The sequence below is a fragment of the Streptomyces sp. NPDC005017 genome, from assembly GCF_042873115.1.
Taxonomy (GTDB): domain Bacteria; phylum Actinomycetota; class Actinomycetes; order Streptomycetales; family Streptomycetaceae; genus Streptomyces.
On record NZ_JBIALD010000008.1, the window covers coordinates 1 to 23809 of the forward strand.

General features: G+C 66.4%; 20 protein-coding genes and 2 pseudogenes. 9 read left to right on the forward strand and 13 right to left on the reverse strand.

Annotated features, from left to right (window positions below; genetic code table 11):
- Positions 1 to 432 precede the first annotated feature (432 nt).
- Both ACFYR0_RS14070 and ACFYR0_RS14075 read right to left on the reverse strand, forming a co-directional pair.
- Entirely contained in the window at positions 433 to 624 is a 192-nt protein-coding gene (locus ACFYR0_RS14070) for a DUF397 domain-containing protein (protein ID WP_389326306.1), read from the reverse strand.
- Complete coding sequence (locus ACFYR0_RS14075) at positions 621 to 1490, reverse strand: helix-turn-helix domain-containing protein (protein WP_389326309.1); 870 nt, start codon at positions 1488 to 1490, stop codon at positions 621 to 623. Before ACFYR0_RS14075 ends, ACFYR0_RS14070 begins: the two co-directional genes overlap by 4 nt.
- A gap of 148 nt (positions 1491 to 1638) precedes the next feature.
- Here ACFYR0_RS14075 and ACFYR0_RS14080 point away from each other — a divergent pair, with 148 nt between their 5' ends.
- Positions 1639 to 2145: an ATP-binding protein gene (locus tag ACFYR0_RS14080; protein ID WP_389326311.1), complete on the forward strand. Its 507-nt coding sequence runs from the start codon at positions 1639 to 1641 to the stop codon at positions 2143 to 2145.
- A 715-nt stretch (positions 2146 to 2860) separates the two neighbouring features.
- On the opposite strand, the gene ACFYR0_RS14085 is transcribed toward ACFYR0_RS14080, so the two are convergent.
- The 3 genes and pseudogenes from ACFYR0_RS14085 to ACFYR0_RS14095 form a co-directional block, all read right to left on the reverse strand.
- The gene (locus tag ACFYR0_RS14085; RefSeq protein WP_389326314.1) at positions 2861 to 4018 is read right to left on the reverse strand and encodes a tyrosine-type recombinase/integrase; all 1158 of its coding nucleotides are present in this window, start codon (positions 4016 to 4018) and stop codon (positions 2861 to 2863) included.
- A gap of 50 nt (positions 4019 to 4068) precedes the next feature.
- The gene (locus ACFYR0_RS14090) at positions 4069 to 4314 is read right to left on the reverse strand and encodes a helix-turn-helix domain-containing protein (protein ID WP_389327062.1); all 246 of its coding nucleotides are present in this window, start codon (positions 4312 to 4314) and stop codon (positions 4069 to 4071) included.
- Between the two features lie 278 nt (positions 4315 to 4592).
- Positions 4593 to 4718, reverse strand: a pseudogene (locus tag ACFYR0_RS14095) (MarR family transcriptional regulator); the annotation flags it as partial.
- A gap of 836 nt (positions 4719 to 5554) precedes the next feature.
- On the opposite strand from ACFYR0_RS14095, the gene ACFYR0_RS14100 reads away from it, so the two are divergent.
- On the forward strand, positions 5555 to 6061 hold the full coding sequence (locus tag ACFYR0_RS14100) for an ATP-binding protein (RefSeq protein WP_389326317.1): 507 nt from the start codon (positions 5555 to 5557) through the stop codon (positions 6059 to 6061).
- A 554-nt stretch (positions 6062 to 6615) separates the two neighbouring features.
- Entirely contained in the window at positions 6616 to 7902 is a 1287-nt protein-coding gene (gene serS / locus ACFYR0_RS14105) for a serine--tRNA ligase (protein WP_389326320.1), read from the forward strand.
- A gap of 45 nt (positions 7903 to 7947) precedes the next feature.
- Here serS and ACFYR0_RS14110 read toward each other — a convergent pair whose 3' ends face one another.
- Together ACFYR0_RS14110 and ACFYR0_RS14115 are read right to left on the reverse strand one after the other, a co-directional pair.
- Positions 7948 to 8931, reverse strand: coding sequence for a hypothetical protein (locus ACFYR0_RS14110; RefSeq protein WP_389326322.1), 984 nt, complete (start codon positions 8929 to 8931; stop codon positions 7948 to 7950).
- Between the two features lie 201 nt (positions 8932 to 9132).
- Positions 9133 to 9687: an AAA family ATPase gene (locus ACFYR0_RS14115; RefSeq protein WP_389326325.1), complete on the reverse strand. Its 555-nt coding sequence runs from the start codon at positions 9685 to 9687 to the stop codon at positions 9133 to 9135.
- A gap of 391 nt (positions 9688 to 10078) precedes the next feature.
- Here ACFYR0_RS14115 and aspS point away from each other — a divergent pair, with 391 nt between their 5' ends.
- Positions 10079 to 11401 (forward strand): aspartate--tRNA(Asn) ligase, encoded by a 1323-nt coding sequence (gene aspS, locus ACFYR0_RS14120; RefSeq protein ID WP_389326328.1) that lies wholly within the window; start codon positions 10079 to 10081, stop codon positions 11399 to 11401.
- A 153-nt stretch (positions 11402 to 11554) separates the two neighbouring features.
- Complete coding sequence (locus tag ACFYR0_RS14125) at positions 11555 to 12553, forward strand: asparaginase (protein ID WP_389326331.1); 999 nt, start codon at positions 11555 to 11557, stop codon at positions 12551 to 12553.
- Between the two features lie 232 nt (positions 12554 to 12785).
- Here the strand turns inward: ACFYR0_RS14125 and ACFYR0_RS14130 are convergent, their stop codons facing one another.
- From ACFYR0_RS14130 to ACFYR0_RS14150, 5 genes and pseudogenes are all read right to left on the reverse strand, one after another.
- The gene (locus ACFYR0_RS14130; RefSeq protein ID WP_389326334.1) at positions 12786 to 13391 is read right to left on the reverse strand and encodes a helix-turn-helix domain-containing protein; all 606 of its coding nucleotides are present in this window, start codon (positions 13389 to 13391) and stop codon (positions 12786 to 12788) included.
- A 113-nt stretch (positions 13392 to 13504) separates the two neighbouring features.
- Positions 13505 to 14059: a flavoprotein gene (locus tag ACFYR0_RS14135; RefSeq protein WP_389326337.1), complete on the reverse strand. Its 555-nt coding sequence runs from the start codon at positions 14057 to 14059 to the stop codon at positions 13505 to 13507.
- Between the two features lie 5 nt (positions 14060 to 14064).
- A complete protein-coding gene (locus ACFYR0_RS14140; protein WP_389326340.1) occupies positions 14065 to 15297 on the reverse strand; it encodes a helix-turn-helix domain-containing protein in 1233 nt (410 codons plus the stop codon).
- Positions 15298 to 15753: 456 nt separating this feature from the next.
- Positions 15754 to 17982: a transcriptional regulator gene (locus tag ACFYR0_RS14145; protein ID WP_389327065.1), complete on the reverse strand. Its 2229-nt coding sequence runs from the start codon at positions 17980 to 17982 to the stop codon at positions 15754 to 15756.
- Positions 17983 to 18219: 237 nt separating this feature from the next.
- A pseudogene (locus ACFYR0_RS14150) lies at positions 18220 to 18516 on the reverse strand (helix-turn-helix domain-containing protein); the annotation flags it as partial.
- A 57-nt stretch (positions 18517 to 18573) separates the two neighbouring features.
- Between ACFYR0_RS14150 and ACFYR0_RS14155 the strand changes: the two are divergent.
- The 3 genes from ACFYR0_RS14155 to ACFYR0_RS14165 all read left to right on the forward strand — a co-directional run bounded on the left by ACFYR0_RS14155 (position 18574) and on the right by ACFYR0_RS14165 (position 21296).
- Complete coding sequence (locus ACFYR0_RS14155) at positions 18574 to 18768, forward strand: hypothetical protein (RefSeq protein ID WP_067017247.1); 195 nt, start codon at positions 18574 to 18576, stop codon at positions 18766 to 18768.
- 252 nt (positions 18769 to 19020) lie between these two features.
- Positions 19021 to 20388 carry a glutamate--tRNA ligase gene (gene gltX / locus ACFYR0_RS14160; protein WP_389327068.1) on the forward strand — a complete coding sequence of 456 codons (1368 nt, stop codon included), beginning with the start codon at positions 19021 to 19023 and terminating at the stop codon, positions 20386 to 20388.
- A gap of 158 nt (positions 20389 to 20546) precedes the next feature.
- Positions 20547 to 21296 (forward strand): phytanoyl-CoA dioxygenase family protein, encoded by a 750-nt coding sequence (locus tag ACFYR0_RS14165; RefSeq protein ID WP_389326343.1) that lies wholly within the window; start codon positions 20547 to 20549, stop codon positions 21294 to 21296.
- Positions 21297 to 21745: 449 nt separating this feature from the next.
- Here the strand turns inward: ACFYR0_RS14165 and ACFYR0_RS14170 are convergent, their stop codons facing one another.
- A complete protein-coding gene (locus ACFYR0_RS14170) occupies positions 21746 to 22918 on the reverse strand; it encodes a serine hydrolase domain-containing protein (RefSeq protein ID WP_389326346.1) in 1173 nt (390 codons plus the stop codon).
- Positions 22919 to 23250: 332 nt separating this feature from the next.
- On the opposite strand from ACFYR0_RS14170, the gene ACFYR0_RS14175 reads away from it, so the two are divergent.
- Positions 23251 to 23730 (forward strand): hypothetical protein, encoded by a 480-nt coding sequence (locus tag ACFYR0_RS14175; protein ID WP_389326350.1) that lies wholly within the window; start codon positions 23251 to 23253, stop codon positions 23728 to 23730.
- Positions 23731 to 23809: the final 79 nt, after the last annotated feature.

A 23809-nucleotide genomic window follows, 5' to 3' on the forward strand; every position in this document is an offset into this window, starting at 1 on the left:
GTGGGGCCCCCCCCCCGCCGGGGGGGGGGCCCGCCGCGCGCGGGGCCGGGGGCGGGGCCCGGGGGTGCCCCCCCCCCCGCGGGCCCCCCGGGGGGGGGGTGCCAACACTCCGCTGGAGCCCTCCGGCGGAATCCATGTTCGGGCGATTTCAACACGTGGGGCCACGGCCGGACCAAGCAGGACTACCGCGATCTCCTCGCCCACCTGAAGGACCCGGAGGGTACCCCGCCCCCGAAGGGCTACCAGGCCCCGTTCCACAAGGCCGGCCGAGAGGCCGAGATGAGGGCCGCGCACGCACACTTCCAGTCCCGACTGGACACGGAGATCGCGACGGGACGCTGGACGCCACCCACCCACGAAGCCGTCAAGGCGTAGTTGGCGCCGCCGGACACAGGTCTGCCCCTGGCACCTCGCCAGGGGCAGACCTGGCGGCTACTGAACCGCGAACCCGAGAAACGCCGTCCATGCGACTGCGGCGACCGGGATGGCAGTCCGGCTGATGTCCTTGGAGTCTCGTACATGGATGACGTGGGGCAGTGTGGCGACCTCCACGCACTGGCCGCCCTCACCGCTGCTGTAGCTGCTCTTGCGCCACGCACCCGGTTCGTCAACGTCGACGTTCATGTCTCTCCAAGCCGTTTCTCGATGAGCGTCAATGACTCGCGCGGGGTCAGGGCCTGCGCCCGGAGAAGGCCGTACTGCTCCTCCAGTTCCCGGACAGTGCCCCGCTCGGTGTAGAGACGACTGTGCTTGTAAGCCTCCACGTAAGCGATCCTCCGTCCATCCTGCGTCTCGATCAAGGTGAACGGACCTGCCAACCCAGCATGCTCGTCACGCCTGTTCGGCATGACCTGAACCTCGACGTTGCGACGCTGGCCACACAACAGGAGCTGCTCCAACTGCCCTCGCATCACGTCGCCACCGCCGAGGGGGCGGGTCAGCACGGACTCCTCGATGACGAAGCTGAGAGTCGGCAGCGGCAACCGGCCGAGAATGTCCTGGCGGGCGAGGCGAGCAGCGACCCGCTCCTCGATGATCTCGTCGCTGAGCAGAGGGCGGCGCATGGTGAAGACAGCTCGCGCGTATCCCTCCGTCTGCAACAGCCCGTTGATCAGATGGGTGTCGTAGACGTGAAGCTCAACCGCCTCCCCCTCCAACCTGGCCGCATCCCGGAAGAACGCCGGATACTGCGCCCGAGCGACCTCCTCCTTCATCTCCTGGAGGACCCCGCCCGCGTCCAGCGTCTCATCGGCCTGGTCGATGAACTTCGGGGGCGGCACCCGGCGGCCCTGCTCGTACGCCGCGATGGTCGACACCGAGTAGCCCGTCGTCGAGCCGAACTCGGCGCGTTCCAGACCCGCCCGTAACCGGAACCTCTTCAACTGGCGCCCGAAGACACGGAGGATGCCGGAGCCCGGCCCCGGCTCCCGCTCCCCGCCGCCCTCCTCCGTCCCGGACTCGTCCTCGGCCGCTCCAGCAAGTTCGCTCAACGTCCCTCACCGCCCTCCCGGCCAACGCGGACACCGCGTCGGCCGTCACGCCCCACGCCTCCTACACCCACCGGCACACCACGTACAGCGACCGTCTGTGTGCACGTCGTATCTCGTCACGGTAGAACCGGCAGGTCAGCGTGGACACATGAACACCGAAACTTCCCCCGCTCAGGGGGCCGCGCCGCGCCCGGTCCGCGAGTTCGCGATGCGGTTCACGTCGTCCGCGCGGGGAGCGCGCCTCGCGCGGCGGCTCGTGTCGCACCGGCTGGACTCCTGGGGCCACCCGTACACCGGGCACGTCAACGAGACGCTGACGCTGATCACTTCGGAGCTGACGGCGAACGCCGTACGGCACGGGCACGTCAACGGACGGGACTTCCACCTGCGGGTGACCGAGACCGGGGGCAGCCCGCACACCGTGCGGGTGGAGGTCACCGACACCCGCGCCGAACGCGTACCGCCGCCCACCGCGCAGGAACCGCCCGGCGACGAGGAGTCGGGGCGGGGTCTGCTCATCGTGGCGGGGCTGGCGTCGCGCTGGGCGGTCGCACCGCGCGCCGAGGGACCCGGCAAGACCGTGTGGGCGGAACTGTGGCTGCCCGGGAAGACGCCCGCACCGCCCACGACCAGCCGCTTTCCCGCCAACGCCTGAGGGGGTTCCAGATACGCTCCCGCCCGTCGTCGGACCCTCGACCCGGTGGGGGCGGCCGATCCGGCACCGGCGCTGGGCTGGGTCGACGTACCGCGCGGCGAGCCGTTCGCACGCGTTCCGGCAGGAGCGCAGCGGCCTGCCGACGCTGCTCGCTAGACGCTCGGCACTCTTGAGCAACGCCCGACCGGCTCCGGAGACCGGCCGCCAACCCGCAGGTCAGAGGCCCTACTTCACCGGCTCCAGGATCGCCACGCACTCCACATGGTGCGTCATCGGGAAGATGTGCAGTCTGGCCCGCTCCAGAAAACGTGCAGGTCAGAGGCGGTTTTCCAGCCCAATCCAGGCCCCATTAAATGCGTCGTGCGTCATACGTGCGTCACCGTCACTTACGTGCGTCAGAGACGCTGGGACCCCGAGTGTGGCCCTGGCCCCAGCGTACTCGGCAGCAGACCGCATCGCCGGTGGCTGCGCGAATTGCAGACTCCCCACCCCAAAGTCTGTAGGAATCGCGGGGCAAACGCCAGAAGCCCCCTGCCCGGCAGACGCCGGGCAGGGGGTATAAGGAAGGAGCAGGGGAACGGACGCGGAGAGTTGCGGCAGGCGACCCGGCCGGCCGCATGGGGGGATCCATCGCGATCCACCTCACCCGAGTGCGCGTCGGCTCCCCCTCCGCCCAAGCGATGCCTCGACCCCTCCGTCCGAGGATCCCGGGCAGTCACTTCGCTATCGCAACAGCCGGCGCCGTCCCTCCGCCCGTGACTCGCTTGGGAGTCGGCACAACCAGTTGGGATTCCAGTCGCGTCCATGCACCCAAGACAGCCTGATGGGAGTCCGGAGCCAGGTGGGCATATCGCTGAGTCGTGTGATAGCTCTCATGACCGAGGAGATGCTGGACCTCGTACAGCGAAACGCCCTGCTGCACCAGCCACGAGGCGCACGTATGGCGCATTGTGTGGGGTGGGTAGTGCGGGACCCGCTGCGGCTTCCCGTCCCGGTCTACGTACTTCGCGCCGTCGACGGCAGGCCACCACGTCTGCCGACGCCAGTTTCCGTCACTAAGCAGCCGTCCGGCGCGTCCTTTCGTAACGGTGGTGAAAACCACCCCGTCACGATCACGTCCGTGCATATGTCTGGAAACGGCTTCAAGCACGTGATCTGGCAATGGCACTTCGCGTCGGCTCTTGGAGCTCTTCGGGTATTCCTTTATCTTCGATGCCGCGTTGACCTCGACGACGAATAGTCGCGATCGGAGCCAGTCAATTCGATGTCCATGCAAGCCGGAGAGCTCGCCCCAACGCAGGCCGGTATAAAATCCCAATAGGGCCATTATGTGCCAGGGTGGCGGCAGCCTATCGAGGATCGCCTGAGCCTGGGACTGCGTGAACCACTGAGGAGGCTTGACGGCCTCCTGGGGAAGTTCGATACGCCGACATGGCGTGACCGCGATCAGGTCCTCGTCCACCGCGTCACGCATCATCGTGGACAGCAAGTTGTAGGCACGCCGGATAGCTGAGGCACCCTTGCCGTCAACGATCAGCTTGCGAACCCAAGCCTGCACGTCCATGCGCGCCATCTCCCGCAGTTCCCATTCGCCCCAGTGGGGCATAACGTGCGTGCGGATCGTGGAAGCGTCACCCCTCAAGGTTTTCGGCTCGACGACACGTGCCGCCCACCACCGATCGTGCCACTCATGGAATCTAATCTTCCCGGCACGTGGATCGCGGACCGTACTGCGAGCAAGCTGCTCTTCGAGTTGCACCCCCCACGCACGTGCCTGTGTTTTCAGGGGAAACGTTTCCGTGATTCGCTCGCCGGCACGATTTCGAACCGTAGCCTGCCATTTACCAGAAGGCAGCTTGCGCAGGTAGGGCATTGCACCTTTCCATCGATTGCAAGAGTGACAAAAATACCTCGGGACCGAACCTAGAAAGCAGACCGGGCGGTTTTTGATAGGGCCATACGACGCTTGATCAGGGCCTCTACCTCGCGTCCGAGAATCCGGACACGGGACCTTTCGGCTCCGGTGCGCATATCAACAACCGTCAGCTCACCGGCCTCGATGTATCGGTAAACGGATCGCCGGCTGACGTCGAGCATTTCAGCGACACTCGGGACGGAATACAGTTTGTCGCACATGCGTGACGACCTCCGGACTATCGCCGCCAGCATGGCGGGCAGGGGCAGAATCACGTCCGCACCGAATCCACCGCCAAGCAGCCGGTGAGGACCCCACTAACTGTCCGGAAAAACCCCGGTTTCGGTAACCGGGGATCGTCTGCTATATATCGCCCTGCACGACGAGAGCGTGCCCCTCGCCCCCGTTTCGGCCTCGGTCAAGCGGCCAGCCGGTAGGACCGGAGCGCGGGGGTCGCACCGTCGGTGACGAGTGCCAGCAGCCCGTCGTCGGTGAGGCGGTCAAGGTTCCAGGCCACGACGCGCTCGGAGGTTCCAACGGCGCGGGCGAGGTGACGAGTTGCGGCCCCGGGGTGCACTGCAATGTACGCGAGGACCGCGCTGTCACCGCAGTATCCGCGCTGCAGCAGATCCTCACCGAAGCCCGGCCACGCACACACAGAAACACAGCGCCGTGGACAGGGCTCCGTAGTTCCCCGTCTCCTTGGCGGTCCACGCGTTCATGGCGCTGAGCGCCAAGGAGACGGGGGCAGTGAAGCGGGCCGATCGGAGAGCGGCATTCGGCAGGTGTCCTCCCTGGGGCGGGGCCTCTACGAGGAGGCCGAGCAGCATGGGGATCGGCTTCCGTCGTGGCCGACCTGCCTGCAAGTCGACCCGTAAGCCCGAACCCCTCGCTGACCTGGTGTTTTCCGGGACGTTGTACGTTGACATGATCTCGGAGCAGGTTCCAGTCCCTTGGGGCTCTTTCTCGTCTGCCGAGGGCGAATCCGCCCGGCTTTGCCCTGGAGAGGCCCGTCTCCGCCGCGGAGCACAGCGGCGAAGCGGCTGGTGAACCCGCGTCCGACATCCGACACTCGGCCCGGCGTCCGCTACGCCGCCCAGGCGTCGGAAGACAAACCGACGGATGCCCCACGGAAGGTCGACGCTCGCATCTCGGAGCCCTCACATGACAGGCGGGCCGCCGACGCCATCGACGGCGCAGCGGTGCCCCTGTTACACAGGAAAAACCAGTCGATCGACGAGTGGGCGAAGCGTTCAACACTGGGCCCTGAGTGAATGGCTGGCTCAGACTCGAATGCCATTGCGGCGGTGATATCACCCCAGCGATAGGGCGCCAGGCTGCCTGTGGTCCATGGTGGTCGTCCGCCATCTGCTGGGCTGCTGACGGTTTCGTTGGGTCACTTGTGGACGCGCCCAGTGAAGTCGGCGAGCGATCCATTCACTTGTGGGAGATCGCGCTGACGCCATAGCTCCTGCCCTGCGAGAGGTCACAGCCATGCCCCGCCCGTTCGGAGATTCGCCCTACGCGTTCACTGTCCCGCCGTCGGTCGAGGCCGTGCCAGCCGCACGACACCGCGTTGTCCACCGTGCGCAGCGACTCGGGCTGGTCCTGGATGAGGTGCTGACCAACGACTTGCAGTTGCTCACCGGAGAAATAGTGGCGAACTCTGTCACGCACACACAGGCCGCGTGTGTGGTGTCCGTGCAGTGGACCGGAGAGCGGCTGCGCGTGGAAGTCACCGACGTTGACCCCACCTTGGTACGGCCGTCCCATGCCGAGGCGATGGACGAACACGGGCGGGGCCTCTTCCTCGTTGCCGCATTGGCAACCGAGTGGGGCTCACATCCCTGTACGGCAGGGAAGAAAACATGGTTCGAACTGGCAATCCCCACTCCCTCAGAGGGCACCGCAGCCGTGACCGTCTCACATGCTGATGCTGCTAAAGAGGAACCCGTGCCAATAACCTGTACACCTGTGCGAATCGAGCATCAAGCGGCCTGATCTGCTCCCGCCCGGCCGCCATCGCCCCTTGCAGACCGCTGTTGGCACGCCCGCGGCCTAACGAGCGAACGGGTCTCATCGCTGCTTCGCGGTTTCCACCTGGCCGGTGCGCGCCGTCCCCACCACTGAACGGATCCCACCTTGATCAGGTCGGCTTCCAGCCCTGCTCGTACCTCTCACTCAGGGTGCGCCCGCTGAGCGGGCCCAACCGTGTGGGACGTCTCGGAAATATTCAGTGTTGCTGCGAGAGCTCTCGTCCTAACCTCTTCACCAACGCGATGACGGAGACAAGTAGCCCGGGTCCACGCGAGCCGAGAGAACTGCCGGTAGCTGGGAAGGCAGCCTCGCGCCCTGCCGCGAATCCCCTCCCGAGTGCGGGGAGGAACGGCCTCAGCGGAGGCCCAATGCCCCGCCGGATGACCCCCGTGACCGGGTCGTGAACGAGGCCACCACTCTGTGGTGGTGAAGGCGCGGTGGCACCGCGAGTTGCCCCTTCTCGCCCGCGCTCCCAAGGGATCACGTCACAACGACTGATCGAACGGAGCACCGGCACGATGATCGATGTCACCTTGATCCGCGACAATCCGGCCCACGTCCAGCAGGCACTGGCAAAGCGGGCCGTCCACGTCGACCTCGATGGGTTTCTGCGTCTGGACGACGATCACCGGCATACGCGAACGGAGGTAGAGCGCCTCCGCGGGGAGCGGAAGAGGATCTCGGGCGAGATCGCGAAGCTGCAGCGGGCCGGCGAGGACGCGGCAGACCTGCGCTCGGAGGCGACGGCCGTCGGCGACAATCTGACCGCCGCCGAGACGAAGCTGGCCGAACTGGAACAAGCGCGTCGAGCTTTCCTTGATCCGTTGCCGAACCTGCCCGACGCGGAGGTGCCGGCTGGAGGCAAGGAGAACAACGAGGTCGTCCGCGAAGTCGGCCGGCGTCCGGAGTTTGGCTTCGCGCCGAAGGATCACGTGGATCTCGCTCGGCACCTTGGCCTGGTCGACTACGAACGGGGAACGAAGCTCGGAGGCAGCGGCTTCTGGCTCTACCGGGGAAACGGCGCGCTCCTCGAGTGGGCGCTATTGAACTACTTCGTCGAGGCCCACCTGCGGGATGGCTACGAGTTCATGCTGCCGCCGCACGTGCTGACCTTCGCAGCCGGGTACACGGCGGGCCAGTTCCCGAAGTTCGCCGACGAGGTCTTCGCCCTGGAGGAGGGCGAGCAAGGCCCGGCACGGTTCCTACTGCCGACTGCGGAGACGGCACTGGTCAACCTGCACCGCGACGAGACACTGTCCGAGACGGAGTTGCCGAAGCGGTACGTCGCCTACACGCCGTGCTACCGCAAGGAGGCAGGCGGCTACCGCACGGCCGAGCGGGGGACCCTGCGCGGACACCAGTTCAACAAGGTCGAACTATTCCAGTTCACCCACCCCAACGCTTCGGACGCCGCGCATGAAGAACTCCTTGGTAGGGCCGAGGCATTGGTACATGAGTTGGATCTGCACTATCGGATCACACGGCTCGCGGCCGAGGACACGAGCGCGGCGATGGCCAGGACCTACGACGTCGAGGTGTGGCTGCCGAGCGTCGGCGGGTACGTCGAGGTCAGCTCGGTGTCGAATGCCCGCGACTACCAGGCAAGGCGCGGCAACATCCGCTACCGGCCCCGGCAGGGCAAGTCGGCGTACGTGCACACGCTGAACGCCTCGGGCCTGGCCACCAGCCGTCTGGTGCCCGCGCTGCTGGAACAGCACCAGCAGGCCGACGGCACCGTGGCGGTCCCGGACGTCCTGCGGAAGTGGATCCCGAGCGGTGTCCTGGCAGCACCGGTGCCGGCCTGACGCTGAGCGGGCTGCGCGTCGAGCACCGAACGGACGCGCCGCGGGTCAGACTGCCCAGTCACGCCGATCGGCCAGCCACCGCAGGGTGACCTCCCCACACCACGTCTGGTGCTGACGAATGTGCGGGGACCACTCTGCGGGGGGCTGTCCGCCGGAAGTCAGGAAGAAACCCGAGAGCGCGGCCAGCGCCGCATCAAGTTGTTCGTCGGCGACTCCCCGGGCAGTGGGGTGCTGGATGAAGAGGGACGTGGCATCGTGGCCGTCGGCGTAGGCGGTGGCCAGGAGCAGCGCCAGATCGAACCAGCTCGCCCCCAGGCATGGCCAGTTCCAGTCGCAGATCCACGCGGCGCCGTATGTGTCGATCAGCACGTTGTCCTGGCGCAGGTCGTGGTGAAGGACGGCATTTCCTGCGACGGCCTCCCGCCATCCGCTCTCCACTCCGGCCAGCACGTCCAAGAGGTCGAGTGGCATCCAGGAGGGGAGGACGTTTGTGGGCGTCGCGCCACCGGCGAGGTTGCGCCAGTCAGCGAAGTCCCCATCTGCACCCACTGGCTTGAGGCCGATGTGCTGGAGTCGTGAGGGTGGGCTGGCGAGTGCTTCCGCAGTGATCGTGTAGGCGTCGAGGGCGGCCGTGAGCTCGTCAGGTCTCCATGGCGTGGCCGGCAAGCGACCGCCGTCGACAGCATCGATGCCCAGGACGACCCATCCGTCGTGCTCCTCAATCCACTGCAAGCGTGGTGCCGGAATCGGTGCAGGGAGCGCCTGGTTGATTAACGCTTCACGGCGGTAGCAGTCGGCGACCACCGCATTGTCCGTGCTGTTGACCGCTTTGATGAACTGAGCTCCGGACGTGCCACGGAGTACTGCGGCGAAGCCGCTGGTGAATCCGCTCCCGCTGCTGGGCCCGGCCTGTACCTCGCCCCCGAGACGGTGTGCGATGAGTTGGCGAACGTCGTGGGGGAGGTCCTGCCAGCGTGGGCGTACCGCCGTGGAGTCGTACCGGAGGCGGGGGGTGATGATGAGGGGCATGTCGTCAGGATGAGGGAACCGCATTCTCCGGCGCCACGCAGTTGTCGCGTGGACGAGTGCCGTTCCATGCCTCACTGAGCCCCGTAGGGCTGCGTCGAGACGGGGAGCGTCCTGGTCGCTGCGGCCACCGCCTGATCCTCTGTCCCTCACTCTGATGATCACCGATGGTCGCCCCCTTCCCGAACCGGCCGACTGGCACGATCACGAACTGCGGGCGGGATGAGGCTTGTTCCAACCGGTGGCGGCCACAACCTCCCGCGCGATGTCCACGACAGGTCGTCCGTCCGTCACCACCCGCACGGTATCTGCGGCGGCCCGCAGGTCTAGGAGCTGCGCCTTGCGGACGCTCCCTTCCAGCTCTTTCTCCAGCTCCGAGCCGAGTTCCCGCCCCAGAAGCCGCTCGCGGGCGGTGGCATCGGAGGCGGTGAGCAGGACTCGTATGATCCGCACCTCGGCCCCCATGGCGCACTCGAACATGCCTGTCGCCTCGGGCAGCACGCTCACGGTGTTCGTGTAGATCAGACGCCGGTAGCCGCGGTGGGCGAAGTTCGCCCATACGGCGGTCAGGTTGCTCTCGGTGATCTCCGTGCGGTGTGGGTCCCCTGCTGGTGCTGGATGCACCTGCCCCATGAAGTCCCCCTCGATGACCGCGTGAGAGACCGCCGCGGCGCGCAGCAGCGCCGAAACCTCCCACCCCACCGTCGTCTTGCCGACACCGGCTCGCCCGCCGATGAGCAGTACTTCAGCTTGATCCATGAGCGCAGCATGCCAGCGGGCAATCGGCTCACGCGATCCCTTATCGATCCACCTTCCCTAGCAAGATCACGGCCTGAGCAGAAATCTCGCTGTCCCAAGGGGTCCTGCCTCGCTATCCTCCGTGGCAACGCGATGACGGAGACGAGTAGCCCGGGATCACGCGAGCCGAGAGAGCTGCCAGCAGCTGGGAAGGCAGCCTCGTGCCCCGTGGTGAAGACCCTCCCGAGTGCGGGGAGGAACGGCCCGCCGGCCCAATGCCCCGCCGACTGGCCCCGTAACCGGCCACGAAAGAGGCCGCCGCCGTCGAGTGGCGGTGAAGGTGCGGTGGAACCGCGAGTCCCCTTCTCGCCCGCGCCCCCAAGGGATCACCATGACGCCCTGGAGGGCTGCGATGATCCACACGACCAATCGTGTACTGGTATCCGACCTGCGCGAGCACGTCGGCCGCACCGTGTCTGTGTCGGGCTGGGTACACACACTCCGCCTGCTGAGCAAAGTGCAGTTCGTCGTCGTACGCGACCACACCGGCCTGATGCAGGTCACTCACCAGCGAGGCGGCGCAGGCGACGAGATCGAGGCCGCCCTACAGCAGCTCAACCCGGAGTCCGCGGTGCGGATCACCGGCCGCGTCGCCGACAACCCGATCGTGAAGCTCCACGGCCTGGAGATCATCCCGGAGCGGGTCGACGTCCTGAACCGGGCAGAGACACCGCTGCCGATCGACGAGGGCACCGGCCTTGAACACCGCCTGGACTGGCGGTTCCTGGACGTACGGCGCCGCCCGGCCGCGCAGCTGCTGTTCGCCGTGCAGACCACGCTCGAGCAGGGGATGCGCGAGTACGCCTACGGGCAGGGCTGCACCGAGATGCACACGCCGAAGCTGATGGGCACCGCCTCGGAGTCCGGGGCCGAGGTGTTCGAGCTCGGCTACTTCGGCCGCTCCGCCTACTTGGCGCAGTCGCCACAGTTCTTCAAGCAGATGGCGATCGCGGCCGGCGTCGACAGGGTCTTCGAGATCGGACCGGTCTTCCGCGCCGAGCCGTCGTTCACCTCTCGGCACGCCACCGAGTTCACCGGCGTGGACGTGGAGCTGGCGTGGATCGACGGGGTCGAGGATGTCATGGCGTTCGAGGAGCGGATGCTCGCGCACGCCATCGCCCAGGTAGCCGACGCGCACGGGCAAGCGATCCGGGAGACGCTCGGCGTCAAGGTGACAGTGCCGACAACGCCGTTCCCGCGGATCACGATGACTGAGGCTCAAGAGATCCTGCGGGCGAAGGGCTGGGACCCGCAGGGCGCGAAGGAGGACCTGGACCCCGAGGGCGAGCGCGGCATCGGCGCGCATCTCAGGGAGCACACCGGCCATGAATGGGTGTTCATCACCCACTACCCGACAAGTGTCCGGCCCTTCTACCACATGCGGCCGACGGACAACCCGGCTGTGACGCTCAGCTTCGACCTGCTGTGGCAGGGACTGGAGGTCACGACCGGCGCACAGCGTGAGCACCGCTACGACGTGCTCGTGAAGCAGGCTGCGGAGAAGGGCCTGAGGCATGAACCGATGCAGGACTACCTCAACGTCTTCCGGTACGGCTGCCCGCCCCACGGTGGCCTGGGCCTGGGGCTGAGTCGAGTGCTGATGGTGTTGCTCGGGCTTGACTCGATCCGCGAGGCCACGTTCCTGTTCCGCGGCCCGAACAGGCTGACTCCGTAGCGGCCGAAAGACCGGGCGCAATCAACGGTTTGTCGTTTCACGGCAGTTCAGTGTGCGGCTGACGTCGTCGAGAGGACCCGATAGCCTGCATTGAGCGATCTCTGAGGGGCGAGATTCATCCTGGCTGAGATTGGTCAGAACTTGGGGGCGACGATGGGCGCAACAAGAACGGTGGCCGTCTACTCTCTCGGCGGCACCATCGCCATGACCACCGATCCGGCGACCGGCGGCGTCGTCCCGGCCCTCTCCGCCCACGACCTCCTCGCGGCCGTGCCCGGCCTGGATGGCCACGGAATCGATCTGCGCGTGCACGACTTCCGCCGCGTGCCCGGTGCCTCGCTGACCTTCGACGACCTCACCGAACTTGGCGCGGCGGTCGACAAGACCCTCGCCGGCGGCGACGTCGACGGCGTCGTGATCACGCAGGGGACCGACACCATCGAGGAGACCGCGTTCTTTCTTGACCTTCATCACGGCCACGAGCAGCCGATCATCGTCACCGGCGCCATGCGCAACCCCACCATGGCCGGTCCCGACGGACCCGCCAACCTGTACGCGGCCGTCCTCGCCGCATCCGACCCGCAGCTGCGTGGCGCCGGTGCCCTGGTCGTCCTGAACGACGAGATCCACGCGGCACGCCACGTCCGCAAGTCCCACACCACCAGCCCCTCCGCCCTCACGTCACCCGGCGCAGGGCCCATCGGCCGGATCGCCGAAGACCAGGTACGGCTGACAGCTGCGCTACCCCACCGCTATGGCCCCTTGACACGGCCGCGAAGCCGTGAGGTGCGCGTGGGCCTGTATACGGTCAGCCTCGGCGACGATGGGGAGCTGCTCGCGGCATGGGACGGCCGATGTGATGGGCTCGTCGTCGCTGCTTTCGGTGTCGGCCACGTTCCTCAGCGACTCGTCGAGAGCCTGGAACGGCTCGCCGCGCGGGTCCCCGTGGTCCTCTCATCACGCATCGGGAATGGCCCTGTCCTGACCAGGACGTACAGCTTTCCTGGATCCGAGAAGGATCTGATCAGCCGTGGGCTCATCCCAGCTGGCAATCTTGGCCCCTACCAAGCACGCCTCCTACTCCATGGGCTGCTGGCACAAGACGCGAACCGCGAGACGATCACGGAGAAATTCTCCCTCTTCGCGCGCTGACCTGCGCACCTCAGCCCGTCCGACGGGACCCCAGAGACGTGCCAACGGTGCCATTCCCGAGGATCAGGAGGACCGAGGAACAAGAGATCCAGCAGTTCGGCAGCCGACCTTTTAGGGGATTACCACTGATCGGGTGACTCGATACCGACCAGGCCAAGTCCCAGTTCGTTGCGGCAGATGCGATTACTCGCCACCGCAGTCTGACGACAAGATCACGAGCTGAAGTGGAACATCAGGAGACTGTCCGCAGAGGTGGGCCTGGAGCGGTAGCTACGGGGCGGAGCATCGGCCCCGTGATGTCGACGGGTGCGTTCAAGCCGTCCAGGAGCACGATGATCCTGTCGATGTTAGTGAGGCGTCGCTGCCCAGATTCCAGCATCGACAGAAAAGCCTGGCTCAGCCCCGTGAGGAGGGCCATGTCCTCCTGACGGAGGTGGCCGTACTCTCGCACGAGTTGGCACAGCCTGCCGAAGTCCTTGTGTAACAGGGCGTCTCTGACGTCCTGGCGAGCCCATACCTGGGGTGGAACGGGGCGCGCAGGCTGTACGGCTGTCCCACTGCGAGCGCAGCCGGAACAGATATCTTCCCTGTTGTACCGACTCAGGCGGCATCGGCAGAGGCTGCAGAGCCGGGTGCGGCTGGTTGGCGTCATGGTGCTTCTTGTGGCGCTCACGGCGATGCGCTCCGTGCCCGACGGTGTTGGGGCGGCATCAGACGAGCGTCGAGATGAGTAGTCATTGCCACCCATCGCATCTGTGCGTGCGTTCGGGTCGCTCTTGGATGAGTCGCCCCAGGTCGTTGCGCCGGGGAGCGCCGCGCTCAATCCCTGATCGGGCATCCGGTCCCTCCGTTAGTCGGTGATGCCCTCAGACTGGCGCCGGTCAGGACGAAGAGCCCGGACAGACTGTCCGGGTCCAATTCTTCTTGTTTCCGGGCTTTGTTGATGGAATGTCAGGAGACTGCTCTGCCGGCCACGTCTAGTACGGCTTCCCACGGGTACCGGCGCCCCGGCATCCCAGCCCGCGGCTCGGCGAGCGGCCATACCTCGTCTCCGTAGATCAACCGCACCCTTGAATCGTCAAGGGCTTGGATGTGCCCTTCCCATGCGGGGTGGCGAGCGTGCGCGGCGTTCACGCGGGGCCAGACGACTACCGGGAGGTCCAGTGTTCCGATGGCTTCGTTGACCTGTGTCAACGCCTGGTTGTCTGAGATCCCCAGGGCGAGCTTGGCGACGGTGTTGGCACTTGCCGGGGCCACGACGTAGCAGTCCACCGGCGGATGCGGCCGGGAGTCACCCGGCAGGCGTGATTCGGACCGCACGGGAAGGCCGGTCAGCCCCTCGAGCTGCGCCGTCTCCCCGCTCGCGCGGAGCCACTGACCTGCGGTCGGTGTGAGCGTGACCGCAACCGTCCAGCCCCGTTCGAGCGCCGGGACCACGAGCCCTGTACGCAGTTCCTCAATCCCGCCGGCGCTCGACCCGACAACGCCCAGCACCTTGCCCTGCATCGAACTCACTGCACCGCCCTGCATCGTTGGGCCATGGCCAGCAGCTCGGACGAGTGGCTGCCACCCGTGACCGGGGACTGCTTCCTCAGGTCGCGAAGGGTCTCGCGTACCCGTGGATTGTTCCGCACGAGCTGGGGCGAGGTGCGTTCGGCCTCACGCAGTTCCCTGAAGGCCTCGTCGACGCGCCCCCTGAGGCAGAGGCCGCGGGCATAGTCGATGCGATGAGACACGGCGCGTTCCGCCGGCATGTGGGAGACGTCGATGCCGCCATGCTCGACGACGTACGGGATGTTCTCCAGGTCAAGCTCGATCGACAGGCGGTGCAGCTCGACGTTCGTCGGACCGAAGCACGTCTGCCAGTGATTCTCGTCGGAACCGAGCCGGTCGACGAGCCGCTTCGCTTTCTCCAACAGGGAGTTGGCGGTGTGCCGATCCTGGTTCCGTGCAGCGGCCACAGCAGCCCGCAGATGAATCATGCCGAGCAGGCTCAAGGCGGCCGGGTCGTCGGCGCGAACCTGACTGGCGAGCCAGGCCGCCGCGGTATCGCCCAGTTCGAGGGCGTCCTCGTATCGCCCGTTGGCCAGCAGTGCGTGCGTGCCGGAGCGGGCGGCGGAGACGAGCGACAGCGGGTCTTCGGATTCGTCGGCGGCCCGCATGGCGCGTTCGGCCGCGAGCCACGACAAGTCGGACTCGCCGACCTTGGCGAGGGTGGTTGCCGCCAGGTGATGCGTACGGGCCGAGACGGCGAGGCCGCGTCGCCGCTGATCGCCAGGCGGAAGGTCTTCCAGCTCCTGGGCAGTCCTCAGCAGACCGGGCAGGGCGGCGATGACGTCGCCAAGAACGCCGGCCTGATAGTCGTCCCAGCTGCGCTCGACGAAGACCTGCGCCTGCTCCGGCCTCGGCAACTGCCGCTCCGCCGTGGGACCGAACAGCAGCCTGGAGAGCCGTCGAGGGCTCATCAGCGCATCGCGGACCGCCGGCACGTCGTCCATGTGCTTTTCCTCGTCCTCCAAGAGGACAGGCTGCCCCATCAAGTCGCCAAGCGAGACACGCAGTACGCGAGCAAGTTCAGCGAGCTTGTCGATCCTCGGCGGCTTTCGTACTCCTCGCTCGATCTTCGACAACCAGTCGGTGCTGTGCCCGACGAGGCCGGCGAGGACGGGCTGCGTGTAGCCCCGGCGCTCGCGGTAGAACGCGATCCGCTCTCCTATGCTGAGGTGATCACCAAGACCACGCATGCGCGCTGCCTCCCCAACTTTGGTCCGTCATTCACGGTAGCGGCCGAGCAGGCCGCGAGATCAGGCAGCGATTCGGGCTGCAGTGCCATGTTCAACATCCGCTGGCGGGCCTAGAACAAGCCGGACACTTTGTCCGGCTACACCCACACGAGGCGCCACAGTTCTACTCGTCCGCGATCACGGCCAACGGTCGATGACCTGGGGAACTACTTGCCTGGCGGCGCAACGCAGTGGAAGTCTCCGAGCTAAGCCCAACGCTGGATCATGAAGTGCCCACAGAGGTCTGGTCATCGGAGTTCCGCGAACCCGCTGCGCCGGACCGTCGGGGCGCGCAAGGGACCGCGACACATGGGTGCGGATTGAGCGGCGTCCGCTCGCCAACACGCATTGACCAAGGCTTCCCACGGCAGAGGCAGGGAGGCACCTATGCAGCATCGCTGCCCTGGCCCCCTTCCCCTACCAGGGTGCGGACGGTGTGCCGTCAGGATCGAGCCCATGAGGCCACAGTCGTCCAAGAAACGTATCTGGCCTTTCGTTCTGACCCGAGCTGCGGAGCCGGAGCCAATTGTCGGCGTCACCGGCGTCGGCTGCTTCCCGGGCGAAGCGTTCGGCATCGGCGCGGTATCCAGCTTTCTCTCGCAGTTGGGCAAGCCGATACAGGGCACCGGACGCGCCGCGGTCAGCTGCTTCCCGGGCAAGGCGTTCAGCTTCGGCGCGGTCGCCGGCTTTCTCTCGAAGTTGGGCAAGTCGAAACAGGGCGCGAACGCTGCCGCCAGCGTCGTACAGCTGAGCGAGCCGCTCGGCTTCTACACGGTCGCCGGCCTGCTCTCTGAGTTCGGCCAGAAAGTAAAGGGCGCCCTGGTCGCCAGCTGCAGCGGCGTCACGAAACAGGGCTTCCGCCTCTTCGTACTCCCCACGCTTCGCCCGTATCTCTCCGAGATGGGTCAAGGCACCAGCGAAGGGCCCTGAGGCCGCAAGCCGCCGCCATAGGACCTCGGCTCCTTCGTGGTCCCCAGCCTCTTCCGCCAACTGGGCAAGGACATCGAGTGCGTCGACGTCACCAGCGGCTAAGGACTGCTGGAGCAGTTCCTCCGCCGCCTCGCGGTTTCCAGCTTCTGCCCGCAGTTCGGCCAGCCGGTGCAGGTAGTACGGGGCGCCGTCGTGGGCGGCTTGGCGGGCGAGCCGTTCGGCCTCGGCATGATCCCCGGCTTCTTCCAGGAGCGTCACGAGTTGGAGCAGCGCCTCACCGTCATCGATGCCCATAGCCTGGCGCAGCAGCATCTCCGCGCTCTCACGGTTCCCAGATGCTTGTTCTAGTTCGGCCAGCCGGTGCATGGCCTCGACGTCGCCGGCATCGACGGCTGTCTTCAGTAGGTCCCTTGCCCCTTCGCGGTCCCCCGCCTCCATTCTTATCCCAGCCAGGCGCACGTAACCGTAGGTGCCAAAGGTGTCGCTGACGTCGGCCGCTTGCTGGGCCAGCCGTTCGGCTTCCTCATGGTCGCCGGATCTTTCACGCATTTCGGAAATCCAGAGCAGAGCGTGTGCATCACCTGCGTCTGCGGCCTGTTGGAGCAGATTTTCCGCAGCTTCTGGTTCATCAGCCTGCATCCGCAGCTCGGCGAGCCGATGCATCGCAGTAACGCTGCCGGCCTCGACAGCCTTCTGCCAGAGCTCGTAGGCCCAATAGATCCGGTGCCGGGAAAAGGCGGCCCAGGCAAGGTGGTCCAGGGTTTCAGGATCGGTGAACTCGTCGCGTGCGGCCTTCCAAAACGACGTCGGCGGGCAGAGCGGTTTGCGTTCCTGGCGTCCGTATTGCTCCAGGTAGTCGGCTAGTCGGTATGTCGGTCCGGCCTGTTGGGCGCCAGTGTTGCGCCTTGTCGATCGGAACCGGGTGCGACGCAATGGAGCTAGGTTGCCGTGCACGGTTGTGGCGAGCTGGTCGAGGGCCGATTGAAGCCAGTCGTCGTCAAGGGCGTCGTACTCGTCGTCGGTGAGATAGTCCTCAGCCGCCTGCTCCAAGAAGGTGATGGGCAGGTGGAGCCCCGCGCCGAGACGGCGGCCGTCCATGGCTGCGTTCAATAGAGCGCGCCCGGGTGGGGAGGCGGTGTGGTAGCGGTGCAGCAGTTCTGGTCCCCCAGCCATGAGTTGTGTCACCTGCCCGTTGAGCGCGTGTTCCAGAGCATGTGTGAGTTGCTGATCGCCAGCAGCGGCTACAGCCTTCGCCACACCGATGGCGGCGGCATCGAAAGCGTCGGGTACGGCGATCAGCCGGCCGGCCAGTAGTTCCCGCACCTGGGGGTAGTTGCTTTGCTGCCCGGTCTTGTTGAGCGTGTAGACGGCAGCATATTCCGGCCACAACGTGCCCAGGATGAGGACGGGCGACCGCGCCGGTTCGGTGAGCAGCGAGCGCAGCGCGGCGGCGATGCGTTCGCCAAGTCCGGCTGGTGCGCCGAGGTAGTGCTGGGCTTCGTTCAACCAGACGACCGTGTGTGGCGCTACGCGATTCAGGTCGGCGAGGGCGGCCTCCGCATGGGTGGGGTCGAACGGATGCCAAAGTCTCCACCCCAAGGGAATGAGGGGCTGGACGGCTTCCCAGCAGGCGCGGGTCTTCCCTGTTGAGGATGCCCCGACCAGCACCGCCATCTCGCTATGTCCGCCTGCCGCGATCATGGTGATTCTGGCCAAGTCCTCGTCATGCGGTCGACGTACGTATCCGGGTAATCGCCCGCCGCTTCGCAGGAGCCTCCTGCGGCTGACACCACCGTCATCTCTTGAGCGCGGCGGGTCAGCGGCCGGGTGGACTTCGAGGTCCAGAGGGTGCCAGTCAGATATCAGCCGACCGACGCCGCCTGGCAGGCCTGCCTCGGATCCATCGGGAGTGTTGGCTAAGGCGGCAGCGCGAAGATCAAGCAGTGGGCGAGGGGCGAGGCCGAGTGCGTCAGCGAGAGCAACCACGGTCTCTGCCGAGGGCACCGGAGCACTGGCGCTGAAGGCTTCACTGACCGTGGTGCGCCCCAGCCCTGCCCGCCGGGCGAGCGCCGTCTTGGTCAGGCGTTTGGAAGACAAGGCCTCCTCAAGGAGCGCACGAAGTTCAGTGAGTGCGGCTCCGGGGGCCCAACGACCCTCCCTGCTCACGCTGTTACCCCCCTGTTCCCTACTCCGGCCGTGGCGGTGTTCGAAGGTGTCCATCATCGTCGGCCTGCACCACGGCGAACACATCCTCCGGGAGATTCAGAAGACATCAAACGTCCATGTTCGCCGATGGGAAGTGGCATCGTGTCCGACCACACCGCAGTGATCCTTCTCGCTTGTGTCCTTGCCGTTCTCGTCGCCGTGCTGGTCGGCATCGCCGCCGGCTGCCTCGCACGTCTCGATGGCTCCACTTACCCCGCCGCGCTTGAACGAGCAGCCCTGGCGTTCGCCGCCGTTCTCACCCTGGCTGCGACGATCGCCAGCGCAATCACCAGCTAACCTCCATGCCTACACAGCACCCGACTCCATCAGGATGGATCGCTCCGTGAACGGCAACCAGAACGAGTTGGGCTGCGCTCTGGTTCAGCTCCGCACGTCACCCTCGTCGAATCGAGGTCGGGCTGCGGTTGGCCGGGCAGCAGTCGGCGAGGTAGCCACAAAGCGCGGGCCGAGCACCCGCCGGGAAACAGTAGGCTTGCGCGCATGTCTCTGGCCTCCACACGCGTGCGCTTCGCCCCGTCCCCGACTGGAATGTTCCATGTTGGCGGGGCCCGGTCGGCTCTCTACAACTGGGCCGTCGCACGACAGTCGGGGGGCAAGTTCGTCCTGCGTATCGAGGACACCGACGCGGCCCGCAACAAGCCCGAGTGGATCGAGGGCATCATCAGCGCGCTCGCGTCCATCGGGATCTCCAAGGACGATCCCACGTTCGAGGGCCCCTACTTCCAGTCGCAAAACGCTGACCGGCACCGCGAGGCTGCCCAGCAGCTCTACGCGCAGGGCGGCGCGTACTACTGCGACTGCACCCGTGAGCAGGTTCAGGAGCGGACCGGTTCGCAGCACCTCGGCTACGACGGTTTCTGCCGGGACCGGGGCCTCGAGCACGTGGAGGGCCGGGCTCTGCGGTTCCGTACGCCCACCGAGGGCGACACGGTGGTCGTGGACCTGATCCGCGGTGAGCCGTCCTTCCCGAACTCGGCGATCGAGGACTTCGTCATCGCCCGCGGCGATGGCTCTCCGGTCTTCCTGATCGCCAACGTGGTCGACGACCTCGACGAGGGGATCACCCTCGTCATCCGCGGCGACGAGCATCTGTCGAACACGCCGAAGCAGCAGCTGCTGTGGGAGGCGCTCGGCGCGAAGCCCCCGGTGTGGGCGCACCTGCCGGTGATCGTGAACGAGAAGCGGCAGAAGCTGTCCAAGCGCCGCGACAAGGTCGCTCTTGAGGACTACCTCGCCGAGGGCTACCTGCCAGAGGCGATGACAAATTACTTGATGCTGCTCGGCTGGGGCCCCGGCGACGACGTCGAGCTCCGCCCGTACGAGGAGCTGGAGCAGAAGTTCCGCGTCGAGGACGTGAACACCTCCCCGGCCTTCTTCGACATCAAGAAGCTCACCGCGTTCAACGGCGAGTACATCCGCGCGCTGCCGGTGGAGAAGTTCATCGAGGACTGCGAGCCGTGGCTGCGTGCACCGTACGCCAACTGGACCCCCGAGGACTTCGACCACGCCGCCTGGGAAGCGATCGCGCCGCATGCCCAGACCCGCCTGGCCGTACTGTCGGACATCACGGCCAACGTCGACTTCCTGTTTCTGAAGGAGCCGGTGGAGGACGAGGCCTCCTGGACCAAGGCGATGAAGGGCGACCCGGCGGCCCTCCTGGCCACGGCACGCGCCAAGCTGGAGACGGCCGACTGGACCAGCCCCGAGTCCCTCAAGGAGGCGGTCCTGGCCGCTGGGGAGGAGCACAGCCTGAAGCTGGGCAAGGCCCAAGCCCCGGTGCGCGTCGCTGTCACGGGCCGCACGGTCGGCCTGCCCCTCTTCGAGTCCCTGGAGATCCTCGGCAAGGACCGCACGCTGGCCCGGATCGACGCGGCCCTGGCGAAGCTCGCCGACTGACCCCTTCGCGATCAAGGTCCCGTCGCCAGCGTGGGGAGGCGGGACCCGACGTCGCGGAAATATGTCGTGTCAAAGCGGGCCAGCGCGACGGCATATGGGCGTGGACCTCAAGAGTTATTTGGTTGCTCGGGAAAACGCTGACTGATGCACTGAACGGCATGGCGACCATCACCGGCGAGATGAGGACCACGTTCTGTCAGCAGGGATTCATAGTGGTTCCCGACGTGCTCCGCGGCGAACAGATCGCCACAGGCCGCAGGGTGGTCGCTGCCATACTGGAGCGGCAGCCCCCCGCCGACGACCACGTCGGACCGTATTTCCTGTGGCCGTCCTTCCCCTCGACCGGCCATCCGCTGCTCGACTTCTATCGGGAGACGGGCATCGGGGAACTCGCCACCCAGCTACTGCGTACCGATCTGGCCGTGCAGGACCCCGTTTTCGCACAGGTGGCCACAACGATCCCGCCCTGGCCGCATCGGCCGGGTGGGCCGCACGTCGATGGCCTGACGCCGGGGGAAGCGGACGGACGTCCTGGGACGTTCTCGCTGCTGGCTGGCGTATGGCTCACCGATCACGACCGGCGGCATCGGGGGAACCTGTGGGTCTGGCCGGGCACCCACCTGCGGTTCGGGCAATACCTCGCCGAACGCGGCGCAGACGCCCTGGCTTGCGTCGAGGACATGAATCCGGGGCCCTATCCAAAGATCGAGCTCGGAGAGCCGAGACAGGCCGTCGGCAGTGCGGGCAGTGTGCTGTTCGCGCACTACCTGCTCGCCCACAACATCGGTGACCACGACGGTGCGGCTGACGAGGAGCGGCGCGAGACGGTGTACTACCGGCTCCACGCGAGCGGCCACCGTGATCGGTGGCGCGAGGCCGTCACTGATCCACTCGCCGAATTCCGCTGATAGGGCACGACGTGAGGAGCCGGGTCTGTGCGTAGTGTCGACCGACCAGGGCCGGTCGGCCACACCCACCAAGTCCGGCCGCAACCGCCTCACCTCTCCAGAAGTGCACACCGGGTGGATGATCAGCTCAGCTGGACGGCATCGCAGGTTCTACCGGCAGAGCCAACGATGAAGCCCTGCCCCTCAGCTACGGGGGGAGCCGAGGGACAGGGCGGCTCTTCACCAGGCCAGCCGCGAAAGGCCATGGCGAGGCAGGTAGTCGCGCGCTGGCTACGCGATGGTGAGCACAGGAGTGCCTGTCGTTTCCCAACTCTGCATTAACAGACGGGACTTGGCACATTACGCGCGTGATATTGCTGTCGGCGGCAGCTGGCTACCTTCTCTTTATCGTGGCGGAAGTTCAGGCGGGCTGAGGGTCTGCCTTCCTGAGGGGAAGATCCCCGTAACTCTCACCCCAGCGACCTTCGCACCGCGTCGACCAGCGACGTTGCACGCACATCATCGGGGCCCCCGATGATGTGGTTCATCGCGTAGCCGAACGCGATCCCGTGCTCCGGGTCGGCGAAGCCGAGTGAGCCCCCACGACCGGTGTGGCCGAAAGCGTTGGGCCCGGTCATGGGGTTGGTCTCGGTCGGCAGCATGTATCCGGAGCTGAACCGGCTCAGCGCCACCATCACCTGGTCCGCACCACTTGCCTGCTCCTTGGTCGCCGATGCGAGGGTCTCCGGAGTGAGCAGGCGTACGCCATCCACCTCGCCGATCAGCGAGGCGTACATGCGCGCCAGTCCGCGCGCGGTGCCGATGCCGTTGGAGGCCGGGAGTTCCGCAGCCTGGACCTCGAGCGAGTTGAAGTCGATCTCGGCCGGGTCGGTGACCGCGAACGCCCTGTTGCTAAACGAGTTCGGGTCGCGCCACGCCGCGACCAGTTCGCGGAGCTCCTCGGGGATCGACTCCGGAGGCACGGTGGTGAAATCGACCTCGGGCTGCTGATACGCCATCCGGCTGACCCGGGCGCGTTCGCTCGCCGGCAACCCGATGAAGAAGTCCAGCCCCAGGGGGCCGGCGATCTCGTCGGCGAAGAAGCGGCCCGGCGTTCGGCCGGACACCCGTCGAATCACCTCGCCGACCAACCAGCCCCAGGTCCGGCCGTGATACCCGTGCGCGGTGCCTGGAGTCCACACGGGACGTTGAGCGGCCAGTGCGGCCGCCATCGGCTGCCAGGCCAGCGCCTCAGCCAGCGGCACCGGTTGGTCCAGCGCGACCAAGCCCGCCTGGTGGGAGAGCAGCCAGCGCACCGGGATCTCCGCCTTGCCGTTTGCGGCGAACTCCGGCCAGTACTTGGCCACCGGCGCGTCCAGGTCCAGCGCCCCGCGCTGGGCCAGCAGGTGTGCCGCGGTCGCGGTCGCCCCCTTGGTCGCCGAGTAGACCAATTGCAGCGTGTCCCGCTCCCATGGACGACCGGTGTCGGGGTCGGCTATCCCACCCCACAGGTCCACCACTGGCCGGCCATCCCGGTACACGCACACTGCTGCGCCGACGTCCCCGTGCTGATCGAAGTTCGCCGCGAACGCCTCACCCACCGGCTCGAACCCGTCCGCGACCTCACCGTTGATCGTCGTCATGCCGACCATCCTGGCATTTCGGCCGCTCGCCCGGACCGCCCACTTGAGCGCCGGGGAGTGAGGGCTCAGCAGAGCGGGTTAGGGATAGCCGTAGTGCGCACGGTGTGGGTGCGACAACCCGATATGCGCGACAAGGCGACACTACAATCGGGCCAACCGGAGCACCAAGGACCGCGCGGCGAGGACGAGCAGTGATTAGTCAGCCTACTTCCTTCTACATTCCGCCAGAGATCAAGGCGGGCCTACTCAGCGGCGACCTCATTCGATACGGGAGCATCGTTCGCAACCAAATGGGACAGATTGTCAAGCACTTGAAAGAAGTCCCCCTGCCCGTGAGCAACGAGAAGGCAGCGGCACGTGCAGCAGGGATGTTGAAGAACCCGCGAGTCCTGATCCCGACCGCCATCGTGGGTACGGTAGCAGCCGTCATTTTCGCCGCAAAGAAGCGCAAGCAGACCGCCAAGCCTGAAGTGCCGGAGTGCGTCCGAAGTTGCAACGCCTCGTTGGCCGCCTACGTGGAAGCAGTTCATGAACGGCGCCTTGAACTGGACATCATTGATCGGCTCATCGCCGACTTGGATGCGGTCAAGGCGTATTCCGACGAGGACGGCAGGATCACTCTTGAATTTTCGACCAAGCACGCAGAGATGCTGGTCAACATCGTGGTTGATTACACGAGGAAACTTGCCGAAGCGAACTCCGTTGACTTGAACGAACTTCAGGGAGTAGCACCGGCTCCGGAGAACGAAGCTGTTGTTGACCTGCGTCGCCATCTTGAAGTGCAGAGGAAGATCTTTACCGACGCGGCATAGTTCAGCTGCTCGGGGAGGGGATTCGCCAAGCATGAAGGCACCAGGCCGAAACCTGATGCCCTCCTGGTGATTTCGGGAA